This window comes from Pseudomonas sp. R5-89-07, assembly GCF_003851685.1.
Taxonomy (GTDB): Bacteria; Pseudomonadota; Gammaproteobacteria; order Pseudomonadales; family Pseudomonadaceae; genus Aquipseudomonas.
In genome coordinates this window covers 623,156-646,746 of record NZ_CP027727.1, presented here as the reverse complement: position 1 = coordinate 646,746, position 23,591 = coordinate 623,156, and the positions used below count along the sequence as shown (strand labels likewise).

19 protein-coding genes, 2 tRNA genes and 1 pseudogene are annotated in these 23,591 nt (G+C 60.6%); 4 read left to right on the top strand and 18 right to left on the bottom strand.

Annotated features, from left to right (window positions below; genetic code table 11):
• Positions 1-19: 19 nt before the first annotated feature.
• The 12 genes and pseudogenes from C4J94_RS02765 to rnr all read right to left on the bottom strand — a co-directional run bounded on the left by C4J94_RS02765 (position 20) and on the right by rnr (position 11,880).
• The gene (locus C4J94_RS02765) at positions 20-469 is read right to left on the bottom strand and encodes a hypothetical protein (RefSeq protein WP_124384872.1); all 450 of its coding nucleotides are present in this window, start codon (positions 467-469) and stop codon (positions 20-22) included.
• A pseudogene (locus C4J94_RS27740) lies at positions 466-612 on the bottom strand (NAD synthetase); the annotation flags it as partial. The pseudogene C4J94_RS27740 and the gene C4J94_RS02765, both read right to left, overlap by 4 nt.
• Positions 613-623: 11 nt before the next feature.
• Positions 624-1,073, bottom strand: coding sequence for a hypothetical protein (locus C4J94_RS02755; protein ID WP_124384871.1), 450 nt, complete (start codon positions 1,071-1,073; stop codon positions 624-626).
• Complete coding sequence (locus C4J94_RS02750; protein WP_124384870.1) at positions 1,061-1,990, bottom strand: NAD synthetase; 930 nt, start codon at positions 1,988-1,990, stop codon at positions 1,061-1,063. Before C4J94_RS02750 ends, C4J94_RS02755 begins: the two co-directional genes overlap by 13 nt.
• A gap of 207 nt (positions 1,991-2,197) precedes the next feature.
• Positions 2,198-4,501 carry a YgiQ family radical SAM protein gene (locus C4J94_RS02745; protein WP_124384869.1) on the bottom strand — a complete coding sequence of 768 codons (2,304 nt, stop codon included), beginning with the start codon at positions 4,499-4,501 and terminating at the stop codon, positions 2,198-2,200.
• 96 nt (positions 4,502-4,597) lie between these two features.
• Complete coding sequence (gene dnaB / locus C4J94_RS02740) at positions 4,598-5,995, bottom strand: replicative DNA helicase (RefSeq protein ID WP_003188079.1); 1,398 nt, start codon at positions 5,993-5,995, stop codon at positions 4,598-4,600.
• 110 nt (positions 5,996-6,105) lie between these two features.
• On the bottom strand, positions 6,106-6,552 hold the full coding sequence (gene rplI / locus C4J94_RS02735) for a 50S ribosomal protein L9 (protein ID WP_003171376.1): 447 nt from the start codon (positions 6,550-6,552) through the stop codon (positions 6,106-6,108).
• An 18-nt stretch (positions 6,553-6,570) separates the two neighbouring features.
• Positions 6,571-7,464, bottom strand: a complete 894-nt coding sequence (locus tag C4J94_RS02730) for a hypothetical protein (protein WP_124384868.1) — start codon at positions 7,462-7,464, stop codon at positions 6,571-6,573.
• 36 nt (positions 7,465-7,500) lie between these two features.
• Positions 7,501-7,731 (bottom strand): 30S ribosomal protein S18, encoded by a 231-nt coding sequence (gene rpsR, locus C4J94_RS02725; RefSeq protein WP_002551829.1) that lies wholly within the window; start codon positions 7,729-7,731, stop codon positions 7,501-7,503.
• Between the two features lie 28 nt (positions 7,732-7,759).
• Positions 7,760-8,182, bottom strand: a complete 423-nt coding sequence (rpsF, locus tag C4J94_RS02720; protein ID WP_003236224.1) for a 30S ribosomal protein S6 — start codon at positions 8,180-8,182, stop codon at positions 7,760-7,762.
• Positions 8,183-8,488: 306 nt separating this feature from the next.
• A complete protein-coding gene (gene rlmB, locus C4J94_RS02715) occupies positions 8,489-9,250 on the bottom strand; it encodes a 23S rRNA (guanosine(2251)-2'-O)-methyltransferase RlmB (RefSeq protein ID WP_124365632.1) in 762 nt (253 codons plus the stop codon).
• Positions 9,247-11,880, bottom strand: coding sequence for a ribonuclease R (rnr, locus tag C4J94_RS02710; RefSeq protein ID WP_124384867.1), 2,634 nt, complete (start codon positions 11,878-11,880; stop codon positions 9,247-9,249). Before rnr ends, rlmB begins: the two co-directional genes overlap by 4 nt.
• A 224-nt stretch (positions 11,881-12,104) precedes the next feature.
• On the opposite strand from rnr, the gene C4J94_RS02705 reads away from it, so the two are divergent.
• The 4 genes from C4J94_RS02705 (at position 12,105) to C4J94_RS02690 (ending at position 15,151) form a co-directional block, all read left to right on the top strand.
• Positions 12,105-12,191, top strand: a tRNA-Leu gene (locus tag C4J94_RS02705).
• Between the two features lie 153 nt (positions 12,192-12,344).
• Positions 12,345-12,431 (top strand) — tRNA-Leu (locus tag C4J94_RS02700).
• A 141-nt stretch (positions 12,432-12,572) separates the two neighbouring features.
• Complete coding sequence (locus C4J94_RS02695; protein ID WP_124384866.1) at positions 12,573-13,598, top strand: iron ABC transporter substrate-binding protein; 1,026 nt, start codon at positions 12,573-12,575, stop codon at positions 13,596-13,598.
• Positions 13,598-15,151 carry an iron ABC transporter permease gene (locus C4J94_RS02690; protein WP_124384865.1) on the top strand — a complete coding sequence of 518 codons (1,554 nt, stop codon included), beginning with the start codon at positions 13,598-13,600 and terminating at the stop codon, positions 15,149-15,151. Before C4J94_RS02695 ends, C4J94_RS02690 begins: the two co-directional genes overlap by 1 nt.
• 97 nt (positions 15,152-15,248) lie before the next feature.
• Here C4J94_RS02690 and C4J94_RS02685 read toward each other — a convergent pair whose 3' ends face one another.
• From C4J94_RS02685 to hflX, 6 genes are all read right to left on the bottom strand, one after another.
• Complete coding sequence (locus tag C4J94_RS02685) at positions 15,249-17,183, bottom strand: methyl-accepting chemotaxis protein (RefSeq protein ID WP_124384864.1); 1,935 nt, start codon at positions 17,181-17,183, stop codon at positions 15,249-15,251.
• 139 nt (positions 17,184-17,322) lie between these two features.
• Positions 17,323-18,612: an adenylosuccinate synthase gene (locus tag C4J94_RS02680; protein WP_124384863.1), complete on the bottom strand. Its 1,290-nt coding sequence runs from the start codon at positions 18,610-18,612 to the stop codon at positions 17,323-17,325.
• Between the two features lie 54 nt (positions 18,613-18,666).
• Entirely contained in the window at positions 18,667-19,854 is a 1,188-nt protein-coding gene (locus C4J94_RS02675; RefSeq protein ID WP_124384862.1) for an ATP phosphoribosyltransferase regulatory subunit, read from the bottom strand.
• A gap of 293 nt (positions 19,855-20,147) precedes the next feature.
• Complete coding sequence (hflC, locus tag C4J94_RS02670; RefSeq protein ID WP_003188064.1) at positions 20,148-21,014, bottom strand: protease modulator HflC; 867 nt, start codon at positions 21,012-21,014, stop codon at positions 20,148-20,150.
• The gene (gene hflK, locus C4J94_RS02665; protein ID WP_124384861.1) at positions 21,014-22,189 is read right to left on the bottom strand and encodes an FtsH protease activity modulator HflK; all 1,176 of its coding nucleotides are present in this window, start codon (positions 22,187-22,189) and stop codon (positions 21,014-21,016) included. Before hflK ends, hflC begins: the two co-directional genes overlap by 1 nt.
• 96 nt (positions 22,190-22,285) lie before the next feature.
• Positions 22,286-23,587: a ribosome rescue GTPase HflX gene (gene hflX / locus C4J94_RS02660; protein ID WP_124384860.1), complete on the bottom strand. Its 1,302-nt coding sequence runs from the start codon at positions 23,585-23,587 to the stop codon at positions 22,286-22,288.
• Positions 23,588-23,591: the final 4 nt, after the last annotated feature.

Sequence of the window (23,591 nt, the reverse complement as noted above, 5' to 3'; positions counted from 1 at the left end):
GGGTGGGGAATCTACCCAATCACAGGGATTTTTGGCGGGCAATCACGGCTTCACGCAGGTGACGCACTTCGCGCAATTTCTGACGCATTTCGCGATGGCGCTGGCTGTTGAGCAGTAGCAGCCCGAGTAACGGTAACAGCAAGCCCAAGCCATACATGAGCCGGTGCGGTTGATCACTGAAGGTTGGCAATACACCCAGAAAGCAGAGCCCCAGTAGCCCCACCAGCGGCCATACCCACTGCGGACGTCCACGGGCGATCATGAAGTTGCAATGCACAATGACCAAGGTCAGTGCTATGCCTCCCAGGAAGGAATACTTGGCGTTGTCCTCCATGGAAAGGCTGGGTAAATAACTGTCGAAAAACTGTGGCACCGCAAACACCAAGGTAAAAATGGAGGCGAATATCGCCCCCATGAAGACAGGGAAATAGGACGATAGAAAGCTGCGGATACTGGGAAATTCACTCATTGATCAGCTTCCTCATACAACCCCACGGCAATCGTGCGCACGTTCCCTGAAACCGCACTGCCGGTGAACCCGATAGCAGCGCCCAAGGCATCCTTGATTTGCGTCACAGTCGCGTGCTTGACCTCGGTGGACGTGAACCGTTTTGGCTACCCAGTCATGGGGCCTTGTGCCTGGCGCCGAGGGCTTGGCGCAGGTGGCGAATTTCAACGAGTTTGGCCCGCATCTCGCGCTGCCCCTTGCTGTTGAGTATCAGCAGCCCGAACAGTGGAAAAACCAGCGCCAACCCATAAAGAACACGATGAGGGTCGTATTGGATCATCGGCAACACAAACAGCAGGCAAGCGACGTAGATACCGACCATCAACCCTGTCCAAGAGGGTTTGCCGCGCAAGATCATAAAGTTGCTATGCACCGTCAGCAGCGTGAACACTGCCCCGGCCAGCATGATCTTGAGCCCGACCTGAGCAAGGGGCGCATCATCAAAATAGGTGACGAACGCCAGCGCCATGGCCAACGCCACTGAAAAATACGCCGCAAATACGCCGCCCAGAAATGTCAGAAAGTAATGCCTGAAAAAGTCCCGGAGCGTCATCAATTCGCCCATTCTTTTACTTCCTCGTACAGCCCGATCGCGATGGTATTGACGTTTCCAGAGTAGGCGCTCCCACCGAACCCTACGACTGCGCTCAGGGCGTCCTTGATCTGGGTCGTTGTGCCGTGCTTGAGCTGCGTAGGGGTGAAACGCTTGGTGAGTTCACCCGACGCTTGCCGCAACTTGAGCATCTTCGCGGTCAAGCTGGGATGGTTGATGCTCAGCAGCTCTTTCGTGAGCCTGGCTCTTTCCTGCCGATTCAAACCGCGAAGCACATCCCGCAGGCTCTTGCCCGTCGAGGCTTTGGCGGCCCTGACCAGCTTGATCGTCGTCAGGGTCGAAGCACCCACGCCGACCAGCGACGCTGCGTCGAGCACAATGGAAGCATTCTGGTACCAGCCTTCACTGTCGAGCCAATCGTTAACCTCAGGCTTGGCCACTTCAAGCGTCGTGCGGGCAATGCCATTGATGCATTGCAGCGAACTCGCGCCCGCCGCCGCGTACCCTATCACCACAACGACGGAACTGGCGCCCGCACTGAACGGCACCAGGAGGGCGCCGCTGGCAATCGCAGCCCAACTGATGACAGCGCCCAGACAAGAGATCCCGGTGTTCACGGCCTCGCCGATCAGCCTGGACTCTCTGGGGTTGCTCGTCACATGTTGAGCGAATTGTGTCGGTGCAACGTATTTCTGCGCCTCCCGCAGGATGATGCGCTTGGGCTGGATGCTGCAAATGGGCTTGAATTCGCGCAGGGTAATGACGTTGAAGTCGGCGTCGATGTATACAACGCCCGCGCCAACGATACCTGGATCGGCATCGATGGCGGCAAACAGGCGCGGCAGGTTGATCTGGCTCTCAATGCGCTGGCGCGCCATGAATTGGGAGCGGTTGGAGTCCATGCCGATGCCGGCCAGGGGGTTGCCCATGGGCGTTCTTCCTTGAAGGGGTGGAAACTGGACTGACGCCATCGGGGGCAAGCCCCCTCCCACAGTTTGAATGTAGACACAGTCCAAATGTGGGAGCGCTTGCCCCCGATAGCGCTTCAATGGCCGCCACCTTACCAAACAGGCTCACCACCGGCCAGAAAGCAAAACGCCAGCACGAGGCTGGCGTTTGGCATGTTCAGGCTGCGATCAACGCGGCACAACCGGTTTGCGCGCAGGCTTGCCGCCCTTGCCCTTGGCCGCATCCGTGCGCTCTTTGGCTGCCTGCTTGTTGCGCGCCTGGGCTGCGGCCTTGGCTTGTTCGCGCTTGTCCCACGGGTTGCTGCCGTCGCTGCCGCGAGGGGGCAGGCCGGTGTGCTGGGTGAGGATCCTGGTGGTGGTTTCCTTGGCGACCTTGTGGCTGCCGGCCGGCGTCGAGTTTTTGCGACGTGCGCTCTGGTAGCTGTCGGTGGACGGCTGGTGCAGCGGGATCAGTTGGTCCTTGCCCGGCCCGATCAGGTCGGCGCGGCCCATGCGGGTCAGCGCTTCACGCAGCATCGGCCAGCCCTTCGGGTCGTGGTAGCGCAGGAACGCCTTGTGCAGACGGCGCTGCTCTTCGCTCTTGACGATGGTCACCGCATCGCTCTTGTAGGTGACCTTGCGCAGCGGGTTCTTGCCCGAGTGGTACATCGCGGTGGCGGTGGCCATCGGCGACGGGTAGAACGCCTGCACTTGGTCGGCACGGAAGCCGTTGCCCTTGAGCCACAGGGCCAGGTTCATCATGTCTTCATCGGTGGTGCCGGGGTGGGCGGCGATGAAGTACGGGATCAGGTACTGTTCCTTGCCCGCTTCCTTGGTGTACTTCTCGAACATGCGCTTGAACTTGTCATAGCTGCCGATGCCCGGTTTCATCATCTGGTTGAGCGGACCTTCCTCGGTGTGTTCCGGGGCGATCTTGAGGTAGCCACCCACGTGGTGGGTGACCAGCTCCTTGACGTATTCCGGCGACTCGACGGCAAGGTCGTAACGCAGGCCGGAGGCAATCAGGATCTTCTTCACACCCGGCAAGGCACGGGCGCTGCGGTACAGCTGGATCAACGAGGAGTGATCGGTGTTCAGGTTCGGGCAGATGCCGGGGAACACGCACGACGGCTTGCGGCACGCGGATTCGATTTCCGGGCTCTTGCAGGCGATGCGGTACATGTTCGCGGTCGGGCCGCCGAGGTCGGAAATCACCCCGGTAAAGCCAGGCACCTTGTCGCGGATCTCTTCGATTTCGCGGATGATCGATTCTTCGGAACGGTTCTGGATGATGCGGCCTTCGTGCTCGGTGATCGAGCAGAAGGTGCAGCCGCCGAAGCAGCCACGCATGATGTTCACCGAGAAACGGATCATGTCGTAGGCTGGAATCTTCTCTTTGCCATACGCCGGGTGCGGTACGCGGGCGTACGGCATGCCGAACACGTAGTCCATTTCTTCGGTGGTCATCGGAATCGGCGGCGGGTTGAACCACACGTCGACTTCGCCGTGTTTCTGCACCAGGGCGCGGGCGTTGCCGGGGTTGGTTTCCAGGTGCAACACGCGGTTGGCGTGGGCATAGAGCACCGCATCGCCACGGACCTTTTCCACCGAAGGCAGGCGGATCACAGTCTTGTCGCGGGTCATGCGCGGGCTGGCCAGGATCTGTACGACCTTGGCTTCTTCAGGGTCATCCACCGGCCCCTTTTCCTGCTCGATGGCGCAGGCCTGGGTGTCCTGGGTGTTGACGTACGGGTTGATGATCTTGTCGATCTTGCCCGGACGGTCGATGCGCGTGGAGTCCACTTCGTACCAGCCGGCTGGCGTGTCACGGCGAATGAACGCGGTGCCGCGCACATCGGTGATGTCTTCGATCTTGTGGCCCCACGACAGGCGCTGGGCGACTTCGACGATGGCCCGCTCGGCGTTACCGTACAGCAGGATATCGGCGGCGGCGTCGATCAGGATCGAGTTGCGCACGCGGTCCTGCCAGTAGTCGTAGTGGGCGATGCGGCGCAGGGAGGCTTCGATGCCACCGAGCACGATCGGCACGTTCTTGTAGGCTTCCTTGCACCGCTGGCTGTACACCAGGCTCGCACGGTCAGGACGTTTGCCGGCCATGCCGCCAGGGGTGTAGGCGTCGTCGGAACGGATTTTCTTGTCGGCGGTGTAGCGGTTGATCATCGAGTCCATGTTGCCGGCCGCGACGCCGAAGAACAGATTCGGCTCGCCGAGCTTCATGAAGTCGTCTTTGGACTGCCAGTTCGGCTGGGCAATGATCCCGACGCGAAAGCCCTGGGACTCCAGCAGCCGGCCGATGATCGCCATACCGAACGACGGATGGTCAACGTAGGCATCACCGGTGACGATGATGATGTCGCATGAATCCCAGCCAAGCTGATCCATCTCCTCCCTGCTCATCGGCAGGAATGGCGCAGGGCCGAAACATTCGGCCCAGTACTTGGGATAGTCAAATAACGGCTTGGCTGTTTGCATGACGGTGACCGGTGTTGAGATGAAAAATCGCGGGCGCGGAATATAGCACAAATTTTGACCAATTCCGACGGTAATGGTCGGAATTGAGCAGAAGCGTTATTCGTCGTCGTCGAAGTTATAGCTGCCCGGCGCGAGGTTTTCGAAACGGGTGTATTTACCGATGAACGCCAGGCGGATAAAGCCGATCGGCCCGTTCCGCTGCTTGCCGATGATGATCTCGGCAATGCCTTTGTGTTCCGTCTCGGGGTGGTACACCTCGTCGCGGTACACGAACATGATGACGTCGGCGTCCTGCTCGATCGCTCCGGACTCACGCAAGTCGGAGTTCACCGGGCGCTTGTTGGGACGTTGCTCCAGGGAACGGTTGAGCTGGGACAGCGCCACCACCGGGCAGTTGAATTCCTTGGCCAGGGCCTTGAGGGACCGGGAGATTTCGGAAATTTCGTTGGTGCGGTTGTCGCCGCTGGAACCCGGGATCTGCATCAACTGCAGGTAATCGATCATGATCAGCGCGATGTCGCCGTGCTCACGCACCAGGCGACGGGTACGCGCGCGCATCTCCGACGGGCTGATACCGGCCGTGTCATCGATGAACAGCTTGCGGTCATTAAGCAGGTTAACCGCCGAGGTCAGGCGCGGCCAATCGTCGTCTTCGAGCTGGCCGGAACGCACTTTGGTCTGATCGATGCGGCCCAGCGACGAGAGCATACGCATGATCAGCGATTCGCCTGGCATCTCGAGGGAGTACACCAGCACCGCCTTGTCGCTGCGCAGTACGGCGTTTTCCACCAGGTTCATCGCGAAGGTGGTCTTACCCATCGACGGACGACCGGCAACGATGATCAAGTCGGACGGCTGCAGGCCGCTGGTCTTCTCGTCGAGGTCGGTGTAGCCGGTGGAAATACCGGTAATCGCGGCATCGGTGTTGAACAAGGTGTCGATGCGGTCAATGGCCTTGGTCAGCAGGTCGTTGACGCTGACCGGGCCACCGGTCTTGGGTCGTGCTTCGGCGATCTGGAAGATCTGGCGCTCGGCTTCGTCGAGGATCTCGGCGGCGGTCCGGCCTTCGGGGTTGAAGGCGCTGTCGGCGATTTCGGTGCTGATGCCGATCAGCTGGCGCAGGGTGGCGCGCTCGCGGACGATCTGCGCATAGGCCTTGATGTTGGCGACGGACGGCGTGTTTTTTGCCAGCTCGCCGAGGTATCCCAGGCCGCCCACTTGGGAGGTCTGGCCTTCCTTGTCCAGTTGTTCGGCCAGGGTCACCACGTCGATCGGTGAGTTCTGGTCGGCCAGCTTGGCGATGGCGCGGAAGATCAGGCGGTGGTCATGACGATAGAAGTCCCCGTCCGAGACTTGATCCAGCACGCGTTCCCAGGCGTTGTTGTCCAGCATCAAGCCACCGAGCACGGCCTGTTCGGCCTCGATGGAATGCGGCGGCACCTTCAGGGCAGCGGTTTGCAGATCGTATTGCTCAGGAGCGGAGATTTCGTTCATGGCCACTTGAAATTAGGGGTGTGTAAAAAAACAAAAGGCACGACCTGTAAACAGGATCGTGCCCGATGTTAACCGGCTGACACGCGAGGTGCCAGTCAGTTAGGTGCGGCTTAAGCTGCTACCACGACAACGCGTACGGTGGCTTCAACTTCGGCGTGCAGGTGCACGGCTACGTCGAATTCGCCTACGTTGCGGATGGTGCCGTTCGGCAGACGAACTTCGCTCTTCTGCACTTCAACGCCGGAGGCGGTCAGTGCATCAGCGATGTCGTGGGTGCCGATCGAACCGAACAGCTTGCCTTCGTCACCAGCGGTGGCAGTGATAGTCACTTCCAGCTCAGCCAGTTGGGCAGCGCGAGTTTCGGCCGAAGCTTTTTTGTCTGCTGCGGCTTTTTCAAGCTCAGCACGACGCTCTTCAAACGCAGCCAGGTTGGCAGCGGTTGCAGCGGTGGCTTTGCCGTATGGCAGCAGGTAGTTACGACCGTAGCCGGCCTTAACGTTCACTTTGTCGCCCAGGTTGCCCAGGTTGGCGACTTTTTCCAGAAGGATCAGTTGCATGTGAAAATCCTCTAACTTTTAACCTTCACCGTTCGCGCTATCGGCATCTTTCGACGCCAGACGTCCGCGAAAATCAATCAGGCCGTCGACAATGGCCAAGACCACGAGTAACGGATAAATCAGCTGCATGAACAGCAACAGCGTGACGTACAACCCCACCAGCCAAAACTTGGCCAGGCGCTTGCGCGCAACAAGCCCATGAATCAGGGCCAATCCGGCAAACACCAGCGGTACGCTGCAAATCGGCGCCAGCAAGGCCATCTGTGGACCGAAGTTCGGTCCGACAACCATGCACGCCAGCAGCAACATCGCCGGCCCCGCTGGGATTCTGATACTGCGAAACTCGCGACCAAAACCACCCGGGTTGTACAACAACGCCTGCCAGTAACGCCCAAGAATCAGGCTCAGCACGCTGACGACCTGCAGCAAAGCCGCAATCAGGCCGGTCAGGACCGGAGCAATCAGTGACGCAAACCGCGCTCGCTCATCTACCGACAATTGCTGGTAGAGATCCCCGAGGGCCAGCGGCAGGATCTTGACGATTTCCTGCGACAGCGCCTCGATTTGCGGGCGGAAAGCCGCGCCAAGCATCACTGAGTACACCAACCCCAATGCCACGCTGACCAGCAGCGTACGGACCCAGGACTCGCTTGCGCGTAAAACCAACGCAAGGCTCGATGACCCCAGCAGTACCAGAAGTACCCGTGGATCACCCATTTGCAGCCACCAGATCAAGGCCGGCAACAAACCCAGGGCAAGAACGCCAAGGGCGTCCTTCAAACCGCGCCGCAGGAGCACAAGGCAACCGGCGGCAGCACCCAACCAATAAAGCAACGGCAATGCCGCACAGCCAGCCACTACCAGAGTGGCCTGCATACGACCGCGCATGATGAACTCAGCTAAGGCGCGCATGCATTCAATCCCTTACTACTTGTCGACTGCCCGGTCTCAGCGGCCGTGGCTGTCGGTGTAGGCCAGCAGGGCCAGGAAGCGGGCGCGCTTGATAGCGGTGGCCAGCTGACGCTGATAACGTGCTTTGGTACCGGTGATACGGCTTGGAACGATTTTGCCGGTCTCGGATACGTAGGCTTTCAGAGTGTTGAGATCTTTGTAATCGATCTCTTTCACGTCTTCAGCGGTGAAGCGGCAGAATTTACGACGACGGAAGAAACGTGCCATTTGATAGGCTCCTTAAAAGGTCCGTGGATTACTCGTCAGCGTTATCGCTGTTGTCGCTGTCATCACTATCAGCGCTATCAGCGCCTTCGTGCTCAGGACGGTCGCGACGCTCACGGCGCTCACTGCGGTTTTCTTCAGCCTTGAGCATCTCGGATTGGCCGGTAACGGCTTCTTCGCGACGGATGACCAGGTTACGGATCACTGCATCGTTGTAGCGGAAGTTGTCTTCCAGCTCGGCCAGGGCCTTGCCAGTGCACTCAACGTTCAGCATCACGTAGTGAGCCTTGTGAACATTGTTGATTGCGTAGGCCAGTTGACGACGGCCCCAATCTTCCAGACGGTGGATTTTGCCGCCGTCTTCTTCGATCAGCTTGGTGTAACGCTCAACCATGCCGCCGACTTGCTCGCTTTGATCCGGGTGGACCAAAAAGATGATTTCGTAATGACGCATGAATGCTCCTTACGGGTTGTAGCCTGCCGCTCAAAAACGGTCAGACAAGGAGTGAATGACACTTATGGATCTTGCCGCAGGGGAGGCACATGCGTGCCTGCCAGGTGGGCAAGGGGCGCAATTGTAGAGAAGGGGAAGGAGCGGCGCAAGGTGATTGGTGATTATTTGAACAATCGCCCAAACACCACAAAAACAATGTGGGAGGGGGCTTGCCCCCGATTGCAGTGGGTCAGTCACAACCTCTGCAACTGAAAAACCGCTATCGGGGGCGAGCCCCCTCCCACATTTTGACCTGCATCAACCTGATTACTTCTTGGGCTTGGCCTTGGCCTTCGCCCCGCGCTGACGCTGGGCTTCGAACAGGCACACGCCCGTCGCCACCGACACGTTCAGGCTGCTGACGCTACCGGCCATCGGCAGGTGCACCAGGTAATCGCAATGCTCACGGGTCAAGCGACGCATGCCCTTGCCTTCGGCGCCCATGATCAGGATGGTCGGGCCGGTGAGGTCCTGGTCATAAATACTGACTTCGGCCTCCCCCGCCGTACCGACAATCCACAAGCCGCGCTGCTGGAGCTTTTCCAGGGTGCGCGCCAGATTGGTCACGGCTACCAGCGGAATCACTTCCGCCGCGCCGCAGGCGACTTTACGCACGACCGGCGTGAGGGTCGCCGACTTGTCTTTAGGCACGATCACCGCCAGCGCGCCGGCAGCGTCGGCCGAACGCAGGCAGGCGCCGAGGTTGTGCGGGTCGGTCACGCCGTCCAGCACCAGCAGCAATGGCGCACCTTCGGTACGGTCGAGCAACTCGTCGAGCATGGCTTCGCCCCACACCTGGCTCGGACTGACGTCAGCAACCACGCCCTGGTGAACGCCTTCTACCCACACGTCCATTTCACGGCGCTCAGCCTGGCCGATGGCAACCTTGTTCTGGTTGGCCAGCTCGACCAGTGCCTGCACGCGCGGCTCGCTGCGACCTTCCGCCAGCCAAACCTGCTTGACGCGCTTGGGATGGTGACGCAGCAGTGCTTCTACGGCGTGCACGCCGTAGATTTTTTCCAGACTCATGACTTGGCCTTAGGTTTGCGCGACCCGCCGCTTTTTGCGGGGGCCGAACCCGCTTTCGGCGGGCCTTTACGGTGTTTACTGGGTTTGTTCGACGGTTTTTCCGCCCCTTGGGACTTTCCCCCAGACGCCGCTTTACCACCGCTTTTGGCTTCGTTGAGCAACTGCTGCTTCAACTCGCGGCTCTTGCGCAGTTCGGCGTTCTTCGCCGCGGCATCGCTAGGGCGATAGGCCTCAGGAGCTTTTTCCTTGGCAGAGGAACGACGACCGGCCTTGGCAGGCGCAGCCTCGACGGCCGCCGCTTTCGCTGCAGTCCCTTTGCCTTTGCTGGCTGGAGCTGCCGTTTCAGCACCACGCTTTTTACGGCCAACCGGTTCAGCGGGTTTGTCAGGCATGCCGAAGTCGATCTTGCGTTCGTCGAGGTCGACACGCATGACCTGCACTTCCACCGTGTCACCCAGGCGGAAACTGCGACCGGTGCGCTCGCCCGCCAGGCGGTGATGCACAGGATCGAAGTGGTAGTAGTCGCCCGGCAAGGCGGTGACGTGCACCAGGCCCTCGACGTAGATGTCGGTCAGCTCGACGAACAGGCCGAAACCGGTCACGGCGGTGATCACACCTGGGAACGACTCGCCCACGCGGTCCTTCATGAATTCGCACTTGAGCCAATTGACCACATCGCGGGTGGCTTCATCGGCGCGGCGCTCGCTCATGGAGCACTGCTCGCCCAACTGTTCCAGGGCCGCTTCGTCGTACGGATAGATCCGTGCCTTCGGAATGGTCATGGCACCGGCGCGCTTGACGTGCGGGGTGTTCTGCTTGGAATGGATCACGCTGCGGATCGCGCGGTGCGTGAGCAAGTCGGGGTAACGACGGATCGGCGAGGTGAAGTGGGTATACGCTTCGTAATTGAGGCCGAAGTGGCCCTGGTTATCGGCGCTGTACACCGCCTGGCTCAGCGAGCGCAGCATGACGGTCTGGATCACGTGGTAATCCGGACGGTCCTTGATGCTGGCCAGCAAGGCCTGGTAGTCCTTCGGCGTCGGGCCGTCCTTGCCTTTGTGCAGGGACAGGCCGAGCTCACCGAGGAACGCGCGCAGTTTTTCCAAGCGCTCCGGCGGCGGGCCGTCGTGCACCCGGTACAGAGCCGGAATCTCGTGCTTTTTCAGGAATTCAGCGGTGGCCACGTTGGCCGCCAGCATGCACTCCTCGATCAGCTTGTGCGCATCGTTACGCGTCGTCGGGGTGATCGCGGCGATCTTGCGCTCGGAACCGAAGACAATCCGGGTTTCCTGGGTTTCAAAATCGATCGCGCCACGGGTATGACGGGCACCCAACAACACTTTGTACAGCGAGTACAGTTGCTTGAGGTGCGGCACCACGCCGGCGTACTCGGTACGCAGGGCCTTGGCTTCGCTGGTCTTCGGCGTTTCCAGGATGGTGCTGACCTTGTTGTAGGTCAGGCGCGCCTGGGAGTGGATCACCGCTTCGTAGAACTGGTAGTCGGTCATTTCACCGGTTTTCGAGATGGTCATCTCGCACACCATGGCCAAACGGTCGACTTTCGGGTTCAGGGAGCACAGGCCGTTGGACAGCTGCTCGGGCAGCATCGGGATCACGCGCTCAGGGAAGTACACGGAGTTGCCGCGCACCTGGGCTTCGTTATCCAGGGCCGAACCGATCTTCACGTAGCTGGACACGTCGGCAATCGCGACGAACAACTTCCAGCCGCCGGAGAACAGGCGCAGTTTGCCAGGCTTGGCTTCGCAGTAGACCGCATCGTCGAAGTCGCGGGCATCTTCGCCGTCGATGGTGACGAACGGCAGATGGCGCAGGTCGATGCGCTTCTCTTTGTCTTTGTCTTCGACTTCCGGCTTGAGCTTGGCGGCTTCCTTGAGCACAGCCTCGGGCCAGACGTGAGGAATATCGTAGGTGCGCAGCGCAACGTCGATTTCCATGCCCGGCGCCATGTAGTTGCCGACCACTTCAACGATATCGCCTTGGGGCTGGAAGCGCGCCGTTGGCCAGTGGGTGATTTTCACCTCGACAAACTGGCCGACCTTGGCGGCGCCATTGCGGCCCGGGGTGATCAGCACTTCCTGCTGGACCTTCGGGTTATCCGGCACAACGAACCCAATGCCGCCTTCTTCGAAGTAACGGCCAACGATGGACTCGTGGGCACGGGACACCACTTCGACGATCACGCCTTCGCGGCGACCACGACGGTCCAGCCCGGAAACACGCGCCAGTGCGCGGTCGCCGTCGAACACCAGGCGCATTTGCGCAGGGCTCATGAACAGGTCGTCACTGCCGTCATCCGGAATCAGGAAGCCGAAGCCGTCCCGATGGCCGGCGATGCGGCCGAGGATCAGGTCGAGCTTGTCGACCGGCGCGTAGGTGCCTCGGCGGGTGTAGATCAACTGAGCATCGCGCTCCATCGCACGCAAACGGCGGCGCAGGGCTTCGATCTGGTCTTCGGTGGTCAGACCGAATTCTTCAACCAGTTGCTCGCGGCTAGCAGGCGAACCACGATCGGCGAGGTGCGCCAGGATCAGTTCACGGCTAGGAATAGGGTTTTCATATTTTTCCGCTTCACGAGCGGCCTCGGGATCGAGGGACTGCCAATCGGCCATTAGAGAGTTTTCACCTTGTCTATATGCGGGTTAGTTTGGCATACGCGTATTGAAACGGGAAATTTCAGGCATCAACAAGTGTTTAAAAGCCTTTTGTAGCCCCCTGCGAGCACCTTGCACGACCAATGGTGAGATTTTCCAGGTTTTTTTCATACCAGGGGTTTACAGCTGAAAAGGGCCTCCGTATAGTGCGCGCCATCGACGACGGCAACGTTGTTGATGCTGCCCAGGTGGTGAAATTGGTAGACACGCCAGCTTCAGGTGCTGGTGATCGCAAGGTCGTGGAAGTTCGAGTCTTCTCCTGGGCACCAAATTCAGATCAAACCCGCGAAAGCGGGTTTTTTCGTTTCAGGTCTTTGATTTTTAACGGAAAACTTGATTTATTTTTTTGAATCAGGGGTTTACAGATCAAAAAGCCCGCCGTATAGTTCGACCCATCAACAGCGGCAACGTTGCTTGATAATGCCCAGGTGGTGAAATTGGTAGACACGCCAGCTTCAGGTGCTGGTGATCGCAAGGTCGTGGAAGTTCGAGTCTTCTCCTGGGCACCAAATTCAGATCAAACCCGCGAAAGCGGGTTTTTTCGTTTCTGGGGTTTAAAACGTGGCAGTGATGCCTGCTCATCCGCACATGAGAAGTTTTATCGTTTATCCTTGTAAGAATTTGTATCTTACAAGTGAGGAAAACCCCGGATGATCATCCGCGATACCCGTCTCAAGACCTCCCTTCTGCGTGGCCTGACCATCACTCTGCTCGGCCTGACCCTGCTCTCGCCCACCGCCTATTCTGCCGACAAGGTCTCCCTGACCCTCTATAACGGCCAGCACAAGGAAGTCGGCGACGAACTCGCCAAAGCCTTTGAAGCCAAGACCGGCATTCACGTCAATGTACGCAAAGGCAGCAGCAACCAGCTGGCCAGCCAAATCGTCGAAGAAGGCGACCGCTCGCCCGCCGACGTGATCTACACCGAAGAGTCGCCGCCCCTGAACAAACTGGGCGAGCAAGGCCTGCTGGCCAAAATCGATGCCAGCACCCTCGACGTGCTGCCCAAGGAATACGTCGGCAGTAACGGCGATTGGATGGGCGTGACCGCACGCACCCGCGTGGTCGCCTTCAACCCCAAACTGATTGCCGAAAAAGACCTGCCCAAGTCGGTGCTGGATTTCGCCGGCCCCGAGTGGCAAGGCAAGGTTGGCTTCGTACCCACCAGCGGTGCGTTCCAGGAACAGGCGGTGGCGATCATCAAGCTGCACGGGCGTGAAGCCGCAGAAGAATGGCTGACCGGACTGCGCGCATTCGGCAAGGTGTACAGCAACAATATGGTGGCGCTCAAAGCCGTGGAAAACGGCGAAGTGGCGACTGTACTGGTGAACAACTATTACTGGTTTGCCCTGAAGAAAGAGAAAACCAACCTCGACTCCCAACTGCACTATTTCACCGACGGCGATGCCGGCGGCCTGATTACGGTGTCTTCCGCTGCCGCGCTGAAATCCAGCAAGCACCCCAAGGAAGCCCAGCAACTGTTGGCGTTCATGGCCAGCGAAGAAGGCCAGCGCGTGATCACCAACACCTCGGCTGAATACCCGCTGCGCAAAGGCATGCAGTCCAATCGTGGCCTCAAGCCTTTCAGCGAACTGCAGCCGCCGAAAGTCACCCCTGCGGACCTTGGCAATGCGGAAGAAGCCCTGGACCTGGAACGTGACGTTGGCCTGAACTGATGACCCCATCGCTCAGCGCCGCAGGTTTTCGTCCCCGGCGCAAACGCCCTTCCATCTGGCTACTGCTGCCGGTGCTGTTGCTGGTTGGTCTGAGCCTGTTGCCACTGGCCTATGTCGGGCTCAAGACCTGGCAAGCCGGCTGGGCGCAGGCGGTGCATCTGCTGTGGCGGCCTTATGTCTTCGGGCTACTGCGCAACACCTTGGCGCTGATGGTCGGCGTGACGGTGGTGTGTGGCGTGGTCGGCTTGTCCCTGGCCTGGTTGTTGGAGCGCAGCAATCTGCCTGGGCGCCGCCTTTGGGGGGTGATCCTGTGCCTGCCGTTTGCGGTGCCGGCGTTTGTCAGCAGCTTCACCTGGGTGTCGCTGAGCGCCAACTTCGAAGGCCTTGGCGGCGCGATCCTGGTGATGAGCCTGTCCAAATATCCGCTGGTATTCCTGCCGGTGGCCGCGACGCTGCGCAATCTTGATCCCGCCCTGGAAGAATCGGCGCGCACCCTGGGGCTGAATCGCTGGGGCGTGTTTCGGCGCATTACCTTGCCGCTGCTGTGGCCCTCGCTGGTGGCCGGCGCCCTGCTGATTGCGCTGCACATGCTGGTGGAGTTCGGCGCTCTGTCGATCATCGGCCTGCAGACTTTTACCACCGCGATCTATCAGCAATTCGAGCTGGAATTCAGCAACGCCAATGCGGCGATGCTCTCGGCGGTGCTGTTGGCGATGTGCCTGACCTTGTTGTGGCTGGAGCTGCGCATGCGCGGCAAGGGCCGCCATGTGCGCATCGGCCAGGGCGCGGCGCGGCACGCCGAACAGGTGAAGCTGGGCAAGTGGGCGCCGCTTGGCCAACTCTATTGCCTGACGCTGGCGATCATTGGCAGCGGCATTCCGCTGGGGATGCTCGGCTACTGGCTGGCCGTGGGTTCGTCGGCGGCATTTCCAGTGGCCGAGATCAGTGAAGCGTTGTTATCGTCCCTGGCGCTTTCCCTGGGTGGCGCAGCGTTGTGCCTGGTGCTGGCCGTGCCGGTCGGCTTGCTGGTGGTGCGCTATAAAGGCCGACTGGCGATCTGGGCTGAACGCCTGCCGTACCTGCTGCACGCCCTGCCCGGCCTGGTGATTGCGCTGACGCTGGTGTATTTCGCATTGCATTATGTGCCGGTGCTGTATCAGACCTCGGCACTGTTGCTGATCGCCTATGCGCTGTTGTTTCTGCCGCTGGCCCAGGCACCGATTCGCACCGCGTTGAACAAGGCCGCGCCCCAGCTGGAAGAAGCGGCGCGCACGCTCGGAGCATCGTCATTCAGTGCGTTTTGCCGGGTGACACTGCCGATTATCTTCCCGGCACTGGGCGCGGCGTTTGCGCTGGTGTTTCTGGATGCGATGAAGGAATTGACGGCGACCTTGCTGCTCAGTCCGACCGGGCTGAATACCTTGGCCACCGCCGTGTGGGCGCATACTTCGAATGTGGAGTTTGCGGCGGCGGCGCCTTATGCGGCGTTGTTGATTCTGGTGTCGGGGTTGCCGGTTTATCTGCTGACGACTCGGATGTATTTGAGTCGCTGAGATCGCTATCGGGGGCAAGCCCCCTCCCACACTTGATTTGTGCACACATTCAAATGTGGGAGGGGGCTTGCCCCCGATGAGGCCGGCACAGACAACCCTAAGCCCGAAACTGCCCCAGACTCGCCTTCAACTGCGCCGCCAACCCATCCAGCACCTTGCCACTGGCCGTGGTTTCCACCACCGCCTGCGCCGCACGCTCGGCCTGGGCATGGATCACCTCGACCCGCCCACGCACCGCATGCGCGCCCTGAGCCTGATGCTCGGCCGCGCGGGTCGCCAGGCCGATCGCCGCGTGCACTTGCTCCACCGACGCCTGCACCGTCTGTTGCAGGCGCACGCTGTCGCGCAGCACCAGCAGCCCTTCACTGGCCTGGCGCCCGGCCTTGCCGATGGTTTCTACCGCCTCACGCGCGCCCTGCTGCAACGCCACGATATGCGCCTGGATGTCACCGGTGGAGCTTTGGGTTTTGCTGGCCAGCGCACGTACCTCGTCCGCCACCACCGCAAACCCGCGTCCCGTTTCACCGGCACGCGCCGCTTCGATGGCCGCGTTCAGGGCAAGCAGGTTGGTTTGCTCGGCGATACCGTGGATCACCGTCAGTACCACTTCGATCTGCTCGCTCTGTTGAGCCAGGCGCTCGATAACCTGCGACCCCGCCTGCACTTGCCCGGCCAGCGCCTCGATCAAACTGCCGACTTCGGCCGAGGTGCGTGAGTTTTCATCCGTCGCCTGGCGAATATCCACCACCTGCTGCAGCGCCGCCTGCATGGCATGGCTTTCGGCCTGGGCCTCATCAGCCATTTGCGACAAGGCACGCAGACTCTCTGCCACCTCATCACGCTGCAACCCGGCCGCCGCATCGGCACCCGCATTGCGCAAGGTCATCGCGCCGATTTCCACACCGGTGCGCTGGGCGACGTCTCCCGCCTCGCGCACGATGGGCTGCAACTTATCCACAAAACGATTGACCGCCGAAGCCATGTCGCCGATTTCGTCCTTGCTGCTGATTTGCACGCGCTTGGTGAGGTCGCCCTCACCCGCCGCCAGATCATCCATGGCGGCGATCAACAGTTTCAGGCGGTTGACCACGCGGCGACCGAGCACGATGGCGATCAGCAGCAATACACCAAGACCCACCAGCGCCAGGCCCATGCCGATCCGCCAGCGCAAGGTGCCGGCAGCCTCCTGAACCGCGCTGGTGGTGTTGGCGGTCATCTGGGTGGCAGTGGCTTGCGCTGACTGCAGGCGCGCGCCCATGGCGGCAGCGCTATCGGCCGCTGCGCCTTTGAGGCTGTCGCCGACCAGTTGATCACCGCTGGCGATCAACGCGGCGAAACGCTTGTCCAGTGCCTGCAGGTCAGCTTCAACCGAAGCGGTGGAAACCCCCATGCGAACCTTGCCGATCTCCACGCCGTTGGGGCTGATCGATGCTTCGACGTAATACACCGAAGGATCAGCCTTGGCCGCGTCGAGCACCTTATCCAGAGCCCGCTCCCCCGCGCCTTTTGCCAACAAGGCCTGGTTGATCGGGTTTTCACGGTTCAAGTAACGGGTCAGGTGCTCGCCCGCCGCGTCGTCATAGACCACGAACAACACGTTGGGATTGCGCTGCGCACGCCGGGCAAATTCGGACAATGTCGGCACGTCGCTGTCCCACATGGCACGCGGCGCCACCGACGCCAGCAACTGCGCCATGTCATTGGCTGAGTCCTGCAAGTCCTTCTCCAGAGTCGCACGCAACTGCTTCTGCTCCCCCTGAAGACGGGTGGAAAGCCCAGCGGTAAGACGCTGACGAGTACTGGAGGACAAACTATCCAGGCTCGACGTGACTTCCTTGCCGGCCTGGGCCAATTCGCCGGACAACTTCTGGCTATCAACGCCCAGGCGGTTACCCAAATCGGCCTCCAGGGCGGTGACGGTGCTCCGCGTCAGCGCGACGGCCACCAGCACTTGCACCAAAAGAGCGATACCGAGGGTAACGAACACCGGCCGCAACAGACGGCTTTGTAACAACGAGAGAACGGCAGACACTGGAAATCCCTCCACCACGGGTGCCATTAATTTGATAGCACCTCGAAAGATGGAAATACAGCAAGGGTCGTGCCGTTTGCCCGACAGAAACGACAAAGGGCTCCCGAAGGAGCCCTTTGCTTTTTACATCAACAGCTTATTACGCGAACGGGTGACGCAGCACGATGGTCTCGTTACGGTCAGGGCCCGTCGAAATAATGTCGATCGGTGCGCCAATCAGCTGTTCAACGCGCTTGATGTAAGCACGGGCATTGGCTGGCAGCTCTTCCAGGGTCTTGGCCCCCACGGTCGATTCGGTCCAGCCCGGCACTTCTTCGTACACAGGCTGCAGGCCCACGTAGCTGTCTGCGTCGGTTGGCGCCACGTCGTTGCCCTCTGCATCCTTGTAACCGATGCAGATGTTGATGGCTTCCAGGCCGTCGAGTACGTCCAGCTTGGTCAGGCAGATGCCCGAGATGCTGTTCACATCGATAGCACGACGCAGGATAACGGCGTCGAACCAGCCGCAACGACGGGCACGGCCGGTGGTTGCGCCGAACTCGTGACCTTGCTTGGCCAGGTGGGCGCCGACTTCGTCGAACAGCTCTGTCGGGAACGGGCCAGAACCTACACGCGTGGTGTAAGCCTTGGTGATGCCCAGGATGTAGTCCAGGAACATCGGGCCAACGCCTGAACCGGTGGCAACGCCGCCAGCGGTGGTGTTGGAGCTGGTCACGTACGGGTAGGTGCCGTGGTCGATGTCGAGCAACGAACCCTGGGCGCCTTCGAACATGATGTCCTTGCCGGCGCGGCGCAGGTCGTGCAGCTCGGCGGTCACGTCCAGCATCAGCGGCTTGAGCAGCTCAGCGTATTCCTTGCACTCGGCCAGGGTCTTTTCGAACTCGATGGCAGGCTCTTTGTAATAACCCACCAGCATGAAGTTGTGGTATTCCACCAGTTCACGCAGCTTGTCTTCAAAGCGCGGCATGTTGAGCAGGTCGCCCACACGCAGGCCACGACGCGCCACCTTGTCTTCGTAGGCCGGGCCGATGCCGCGACCGGTGGTGCCGATCTTCAGCTCGCCACGGGCCTTTTCACGGGCCTGGTCCAGCGCTACGTGGAAGGACAGGATCAGCGGGCAGGAAGGGCTGATACGCAGGCGCTCACGCACCGGTACGCCTTTCTCTTCCAGCTTGGTGATCTCGCGCAACAGGGCGTCCGGTGCAACCACCACGCCGTTGCCGATCAGGCACTGCACGCCTTCGCGCAGAACGCCCGAAGGGATCAGGTGCAAGACGGTTTTTTCGCCATCGATGACCAGGGTGTGGCCCGCGTTGTGGCCACCCTGGTAGCGCACTACGGCGGCAGCATGTTCGGTCAGCAGATCAACGATCTTGCCTTTGCCCTCATCACCCCACTGGGTGCCCAGGACTACGACATTCTTACCCATAACACTTGTCCTCATTCGCGCAAACTTGGTGCCGGCGATGGCCGGCAGGAAAACTCAAGAAGCCAGTGGCGATACTTGCCAAAGCCCGTTCTGCTGAATCAATTGCCGGTCGCAGTCCGCTTCACGGGCGGCGGCCAATGGCTGCCCAGGCAAGGCCTGGACGACACGCTGACCCTCACTGCGCAACTGGCAAACCTGCTGCCAGAGTGCCGCGTCCGTACTGTCGGGCATCCATATGCCACCAGACGGCAGCTCGACCTCAGCACGCCCCAGGGTCACCAGGGTTTTCAAATCGGTGGAAAAGCCGGTCGCCGGACGGGCGCGACCGAAGTCGGCGCCGATATCGTCATAGCGACCGCCTTGGGCGATGGCCTGGCCAACACCCGGTACGAACACCGCGAACACCACACCGGTGTGGTAGTGGTAGCCGCGCAACTCGCCCAGGTCAAAGTACAGCGGCAGCTCCGGGAAGCGCGCCGACAGTTGCTCGGCAATCGCCAGCACATCGTCCAGCGCAGCCAGCACCGGTGCTGGCGCATTGGCCAGACGCTCACGTGCAGCCACCAGCACTTCACGGCCACCGCACAGGTTGACCAGCGCCCGCAGCATGTCGGCCAGTTCAGCTGGCACGCCGGCGGTCAGGGCGATGACTTCATCGATGGCCTTGCGTTGCAGGGCATCGAACAACTGTTGCTCAACTTCACCGGACAAGCCGGCCGCACGGGCCAGGCCACGGTAGATACCGACGTGGCCAAGGTCCATGTGTACGTCCGGCACGTCAGCCAGTTGCAACATCGCCAGCATCAGGCTGATCACTTCAACGTCGCTGCTCGGGCTCGCATCGCCATACAACTCGGCGCCCAACTGGATCGGGCTACGGGAAGAGGACAAGGCACGCGGCTGGGCATGCAGCACGCTGCCGGCGTAGCACAGGCGACTCGGGCCTTCGCGGCGCAGGGTGTGCGCATCGATACGCGCCACCTGCGGCGTGATGTCGGCCCGGAAACCCATTTGCCGGCCCGATTGCGGGTCGATGACCTTGAAGGTGCGCAGATCCAGGTCCTGGCCCGCGCCGGTCAGCAGGGATTCCAGGTACTCGATATGGGGGGTCACGACAAACTCGTAACCCCAGCTCTGGAACAGATCCAACACCTGGCGACGCGCTACTTCAATGCGCGCAGCCTCTGGTGGCAGTACTTCTTCGATGCCATCTGGCAGCAGCCAGCGGTCTACCGTTGCCATTACGCCATTCCCCTATGATCCGGGCGGCCAGCCCTCGGCCGAGCCTTGAGTGAAGCAGAAAATACCCGCTGCCTGCATAAACCACGCGCAAGAGCGACGTGACGAACGACCTGTAACCGGCCTCGTCGGGCACTTTCCTCGAAAAACCTGTCACGCCTGCCGAATCGAACATGCAGACGCAAAAAAGCCGGGAATTTCCCGGCTGCCGCATCATACACCCGTTTTCTGAAAGGATCACCCCGCCAGGCACTTTAGCCGCCCGACGGAGTGGTTCCTACACAGTCACAGGCCTGTTACTTGGACTTTTCCAGGTAGCGGAAGAAGTCGCTGCTTGGGTCCAGCACCAGCACGTCAGTCTTGTTCGCGAAGCTTTCACGGTAGGCACGCAGGCTACGGTAGAACGCGTAGAACTCCTGGTCCTGGCCGTAAGCCTTGGCGTAGATCGCCGCGGCTTGAGCATCACCATCACCACGGGCCTCTTCAGACTCGCGATAGGCTTCGGCCAGCAGTACACGGCGCTGACGATCGGCATCCGCACGGATACCTTCGGCCAGCTCGTTACCCTTGGCGCGGTGCTCACGGGCTTCACGCTCACGCTCGGTGCTCATGCGCTCGAACACGCTGCGGTTCACTTCCTTCGGAAGGTCGATAGCCTTGACCCGGACATCGACCACTTCGATACCCAGCTCTTTCTCGGCCATGGTGTTCAGCGAACGGGTGATGTCAGCCATCAGCGCGTCACGTTCACCCGATACCACCTCGTGCAGGGTGCGCTTACCAAACTGGTCACGCAGGCCCGATTCCAGACGGCGCGACAAACGCTCGTCGGCAATCTGCTTGAGGCCGGAAGTCGCGGTGTAGAAGCGCTCGGCATCCTTGACGCGCCACTTGGCGTAGGCGTCAACCATCACGGCTTTCTTTTCCAAGGTCAGGAAGCGCTGTGTCGGTGCATCCAGGGTCATCAGGCGGGCGTCGAACTTGCGCACCTGGTTGACGTAGGGGACTTTCACGTGCAGGCCCGGCTGGACATCCGCCTGGACCACGCGACCGAATTGCAGCAGCACCGCACGCTCGGTCTGAGCCACGATGTAGAAGCAGTTCCAGGCAGCGATGACCACGACGACGCCCACAATCAGGGCGGTCAGCGATTTATTGCTCATCAACGACTCTCCCTGGTACGTGCTTGCTGTTGCAGCAAGTCAGCGGCCGCACGGGCGCTCGCTTCATTGGCAGCGGCATTCGAACCGGTGGACGGCGCGCTGGCGCCGCTACGACCACCTTCGATCATCTTGTCCAGCGGCAGGTACAGCAGGTTGTTCTGCCCACCCTTGCTACCGGTCACGAGAACCTTGCTGGTGTTGCTGAAGACTTCCTGCATGGTGTCCAGGTACAGACGCTCACGGGTCACCTCAGGGGCCTTGCGGTACTCGGCAACCAGTTTGGTAAAGCGATCTGCCTCACCCTTGGCGCGGGAGACCACTTCGTCGCGGTAACCGTTGGCATCTTCAAGGATGCGCTGGGCCTGACCACGGGCTTCCGGCACCACGCCGTTGGCGTAGGTTTCAGCCTGGTTGCGCGAGCGCTGCTCGTCTTCACGGGCACGGATCACGTCATCAAAGGCTTCCTGCACTTCACGCGGGGCAGCAGCGCTCTGTACGTTGACCTGAGTGACGGTAATACCGGTGCGATAGGTATCAAGGAACCGTTGCAGGCGCTCCTTGATTTCGCTGGCCATCAGTTCACGCCCTTCGGTCAGTACCTGGTCCATGGCGGTAGAACCTACCACGTGGCGCAGGGCACTTTCGGTTGCGTGTTGCAGGCTGATTTCCGGCTGATCGACGTTCAGCACGAAGTCCTGCAGGTTGCTGATCTTGTACTGCACGGTCAGCGGCACCTCGACGATGTTCTCGTCTTCGGTGAGCATCTGGCCCTGCTTGGTGTAGGCACGCTCACGCGTGACGTTCTCCATGTACTTCTTGTCGATCGGCGGGAAGTAGATGTTCAGGCCCGGCCCGACAGTCTCGTAGTACTTGCCGAAGCGCAGCACCACGGCTTGCTCCTGCTCGTCCACCACGTAGACCGCGCTGTACAGCCAGACGGCCGCGAGCACGACAAGGCCCAGGCCCAGCAAGCCATAGCCGCCGCCCTTGCTTGTGCGACCACCCTCGTCACCACCGCGTTTTTTACCACCACCGAACAACCCATTCAGGCTTTCCTGCAGCTTTCGGAAGGCCTCGTCGAGATCCGGCGGCCCCTTGCGGTCGCCGTTATTGCGGCGCTTACCACCCCAAGGATCCTGATTATTCGAGTTGCCACCCGGCTCATTCCAAGCCATAGCGCTCTCCATCTGATAAAGCAAAGACGCACCCACGGCGCGCCGACCAATGCTACAGAATGCCTGCTACTGCGGCACAACCGCTTTCTCAGGCTTTTATTGCAAAGTGTGTTGCTCGATGAACTCTGCCGGTACAACACCCTCGCGACTGACCAGTCGATTGAGCTCCGAGCGTGGCAATCGAACGTCCAGCAAGCTGACACCTTCTTCGTCGTGTTCTTCTTTCTGTACCGCACCCAGCTCGAAAAACTGTGCACGCAGTCGAGCAAAACGCTGCGGCAAGCGCAAGGTGCCCACGAACAAATCGCTGCCGAGCAATTCGGCAATGGCCTGTTCAAGTAGCTCCAGACCACTGCCATCGCGCGCCGACAGCCAGACCCGCTGGGGCTTGCCGTTCTCGTCACGCTGGATTTGCGGCTCTACGCCTTCAAGCAAATCGAGTTTGTTATAGACCTCCAGGATCGGCAAGTCTTGTGCACCAATCTCGCCCAGCACCACCATCACCTGCTCGATCTGCAGCAGGCGATCCGGTTCGGCCGCATCGATCACGTGCAACAGCAGGTCGGAATTGCTCGACTCTTCGAGCGTAGACCGAAATGCCTCGACCAGCTTGTGCGGCAGATGCCGGATGAAACCCACGGTATCGGCCAGGACGATCGGCCCCAGGTCGCCGATATCCAGGCGGCGCAGGGTCGGGTCGAGCGTGGCGAACAGTTGGTCTGCCGCGTACACGTCCGATTTCGTCACGTTGTTGAAGAGTGTGGACTTGCCGGCGTTGGTGTAGCCCACCAGGGACACGGTAGGGATATCCGCACGGGAACGGCCACGTCGCGATTGCTCGCGCTGGCTGCGCACTTTTTCGAGGCGACCCTTGATCTGGCGCAGGCGGACCCGCAGCAGACGTCGGTCGGTTTCGAGCTGGGTTTCACCCGGGCCACGCATGCCGATACCGCCACCTTGACGCTCAAGGTGAGTCCAGCCACGTACCAGCCGGGTACTCATATGGTCAAGCTGGGCCAGTTCAACCTGGAGCTTGCCTTCATGGGTACGCGCGCGTTGGGCGAAAATATCCAGAATCAGACCGGTGCGGTCGATCACGCGACACTCGAAAACACGTTCGAGGTTACGTTCCTGACTGGGCGTGAGGGTGTGATTGAAGATCACCAGATCGGCTTCTTCAGCGTGGACCAGGTCGCGCAGTTCCTCGACCTTGCCGCTGCCAATCAGGTATTTGGCGGTTGGCCGATGACGCGGCACGTTAAAAAACGCGACGGTCTCGGCGCCGGCCGAATTTGCCAACTCCTGAAACTCCTGCGGATCTTCGCGCGCCTCAGGGTCCTGTCCATCCAAGTGAACGAGGATTACTCGCTCACCACCACCGTGGCGCTCAAAGAACAAAGGA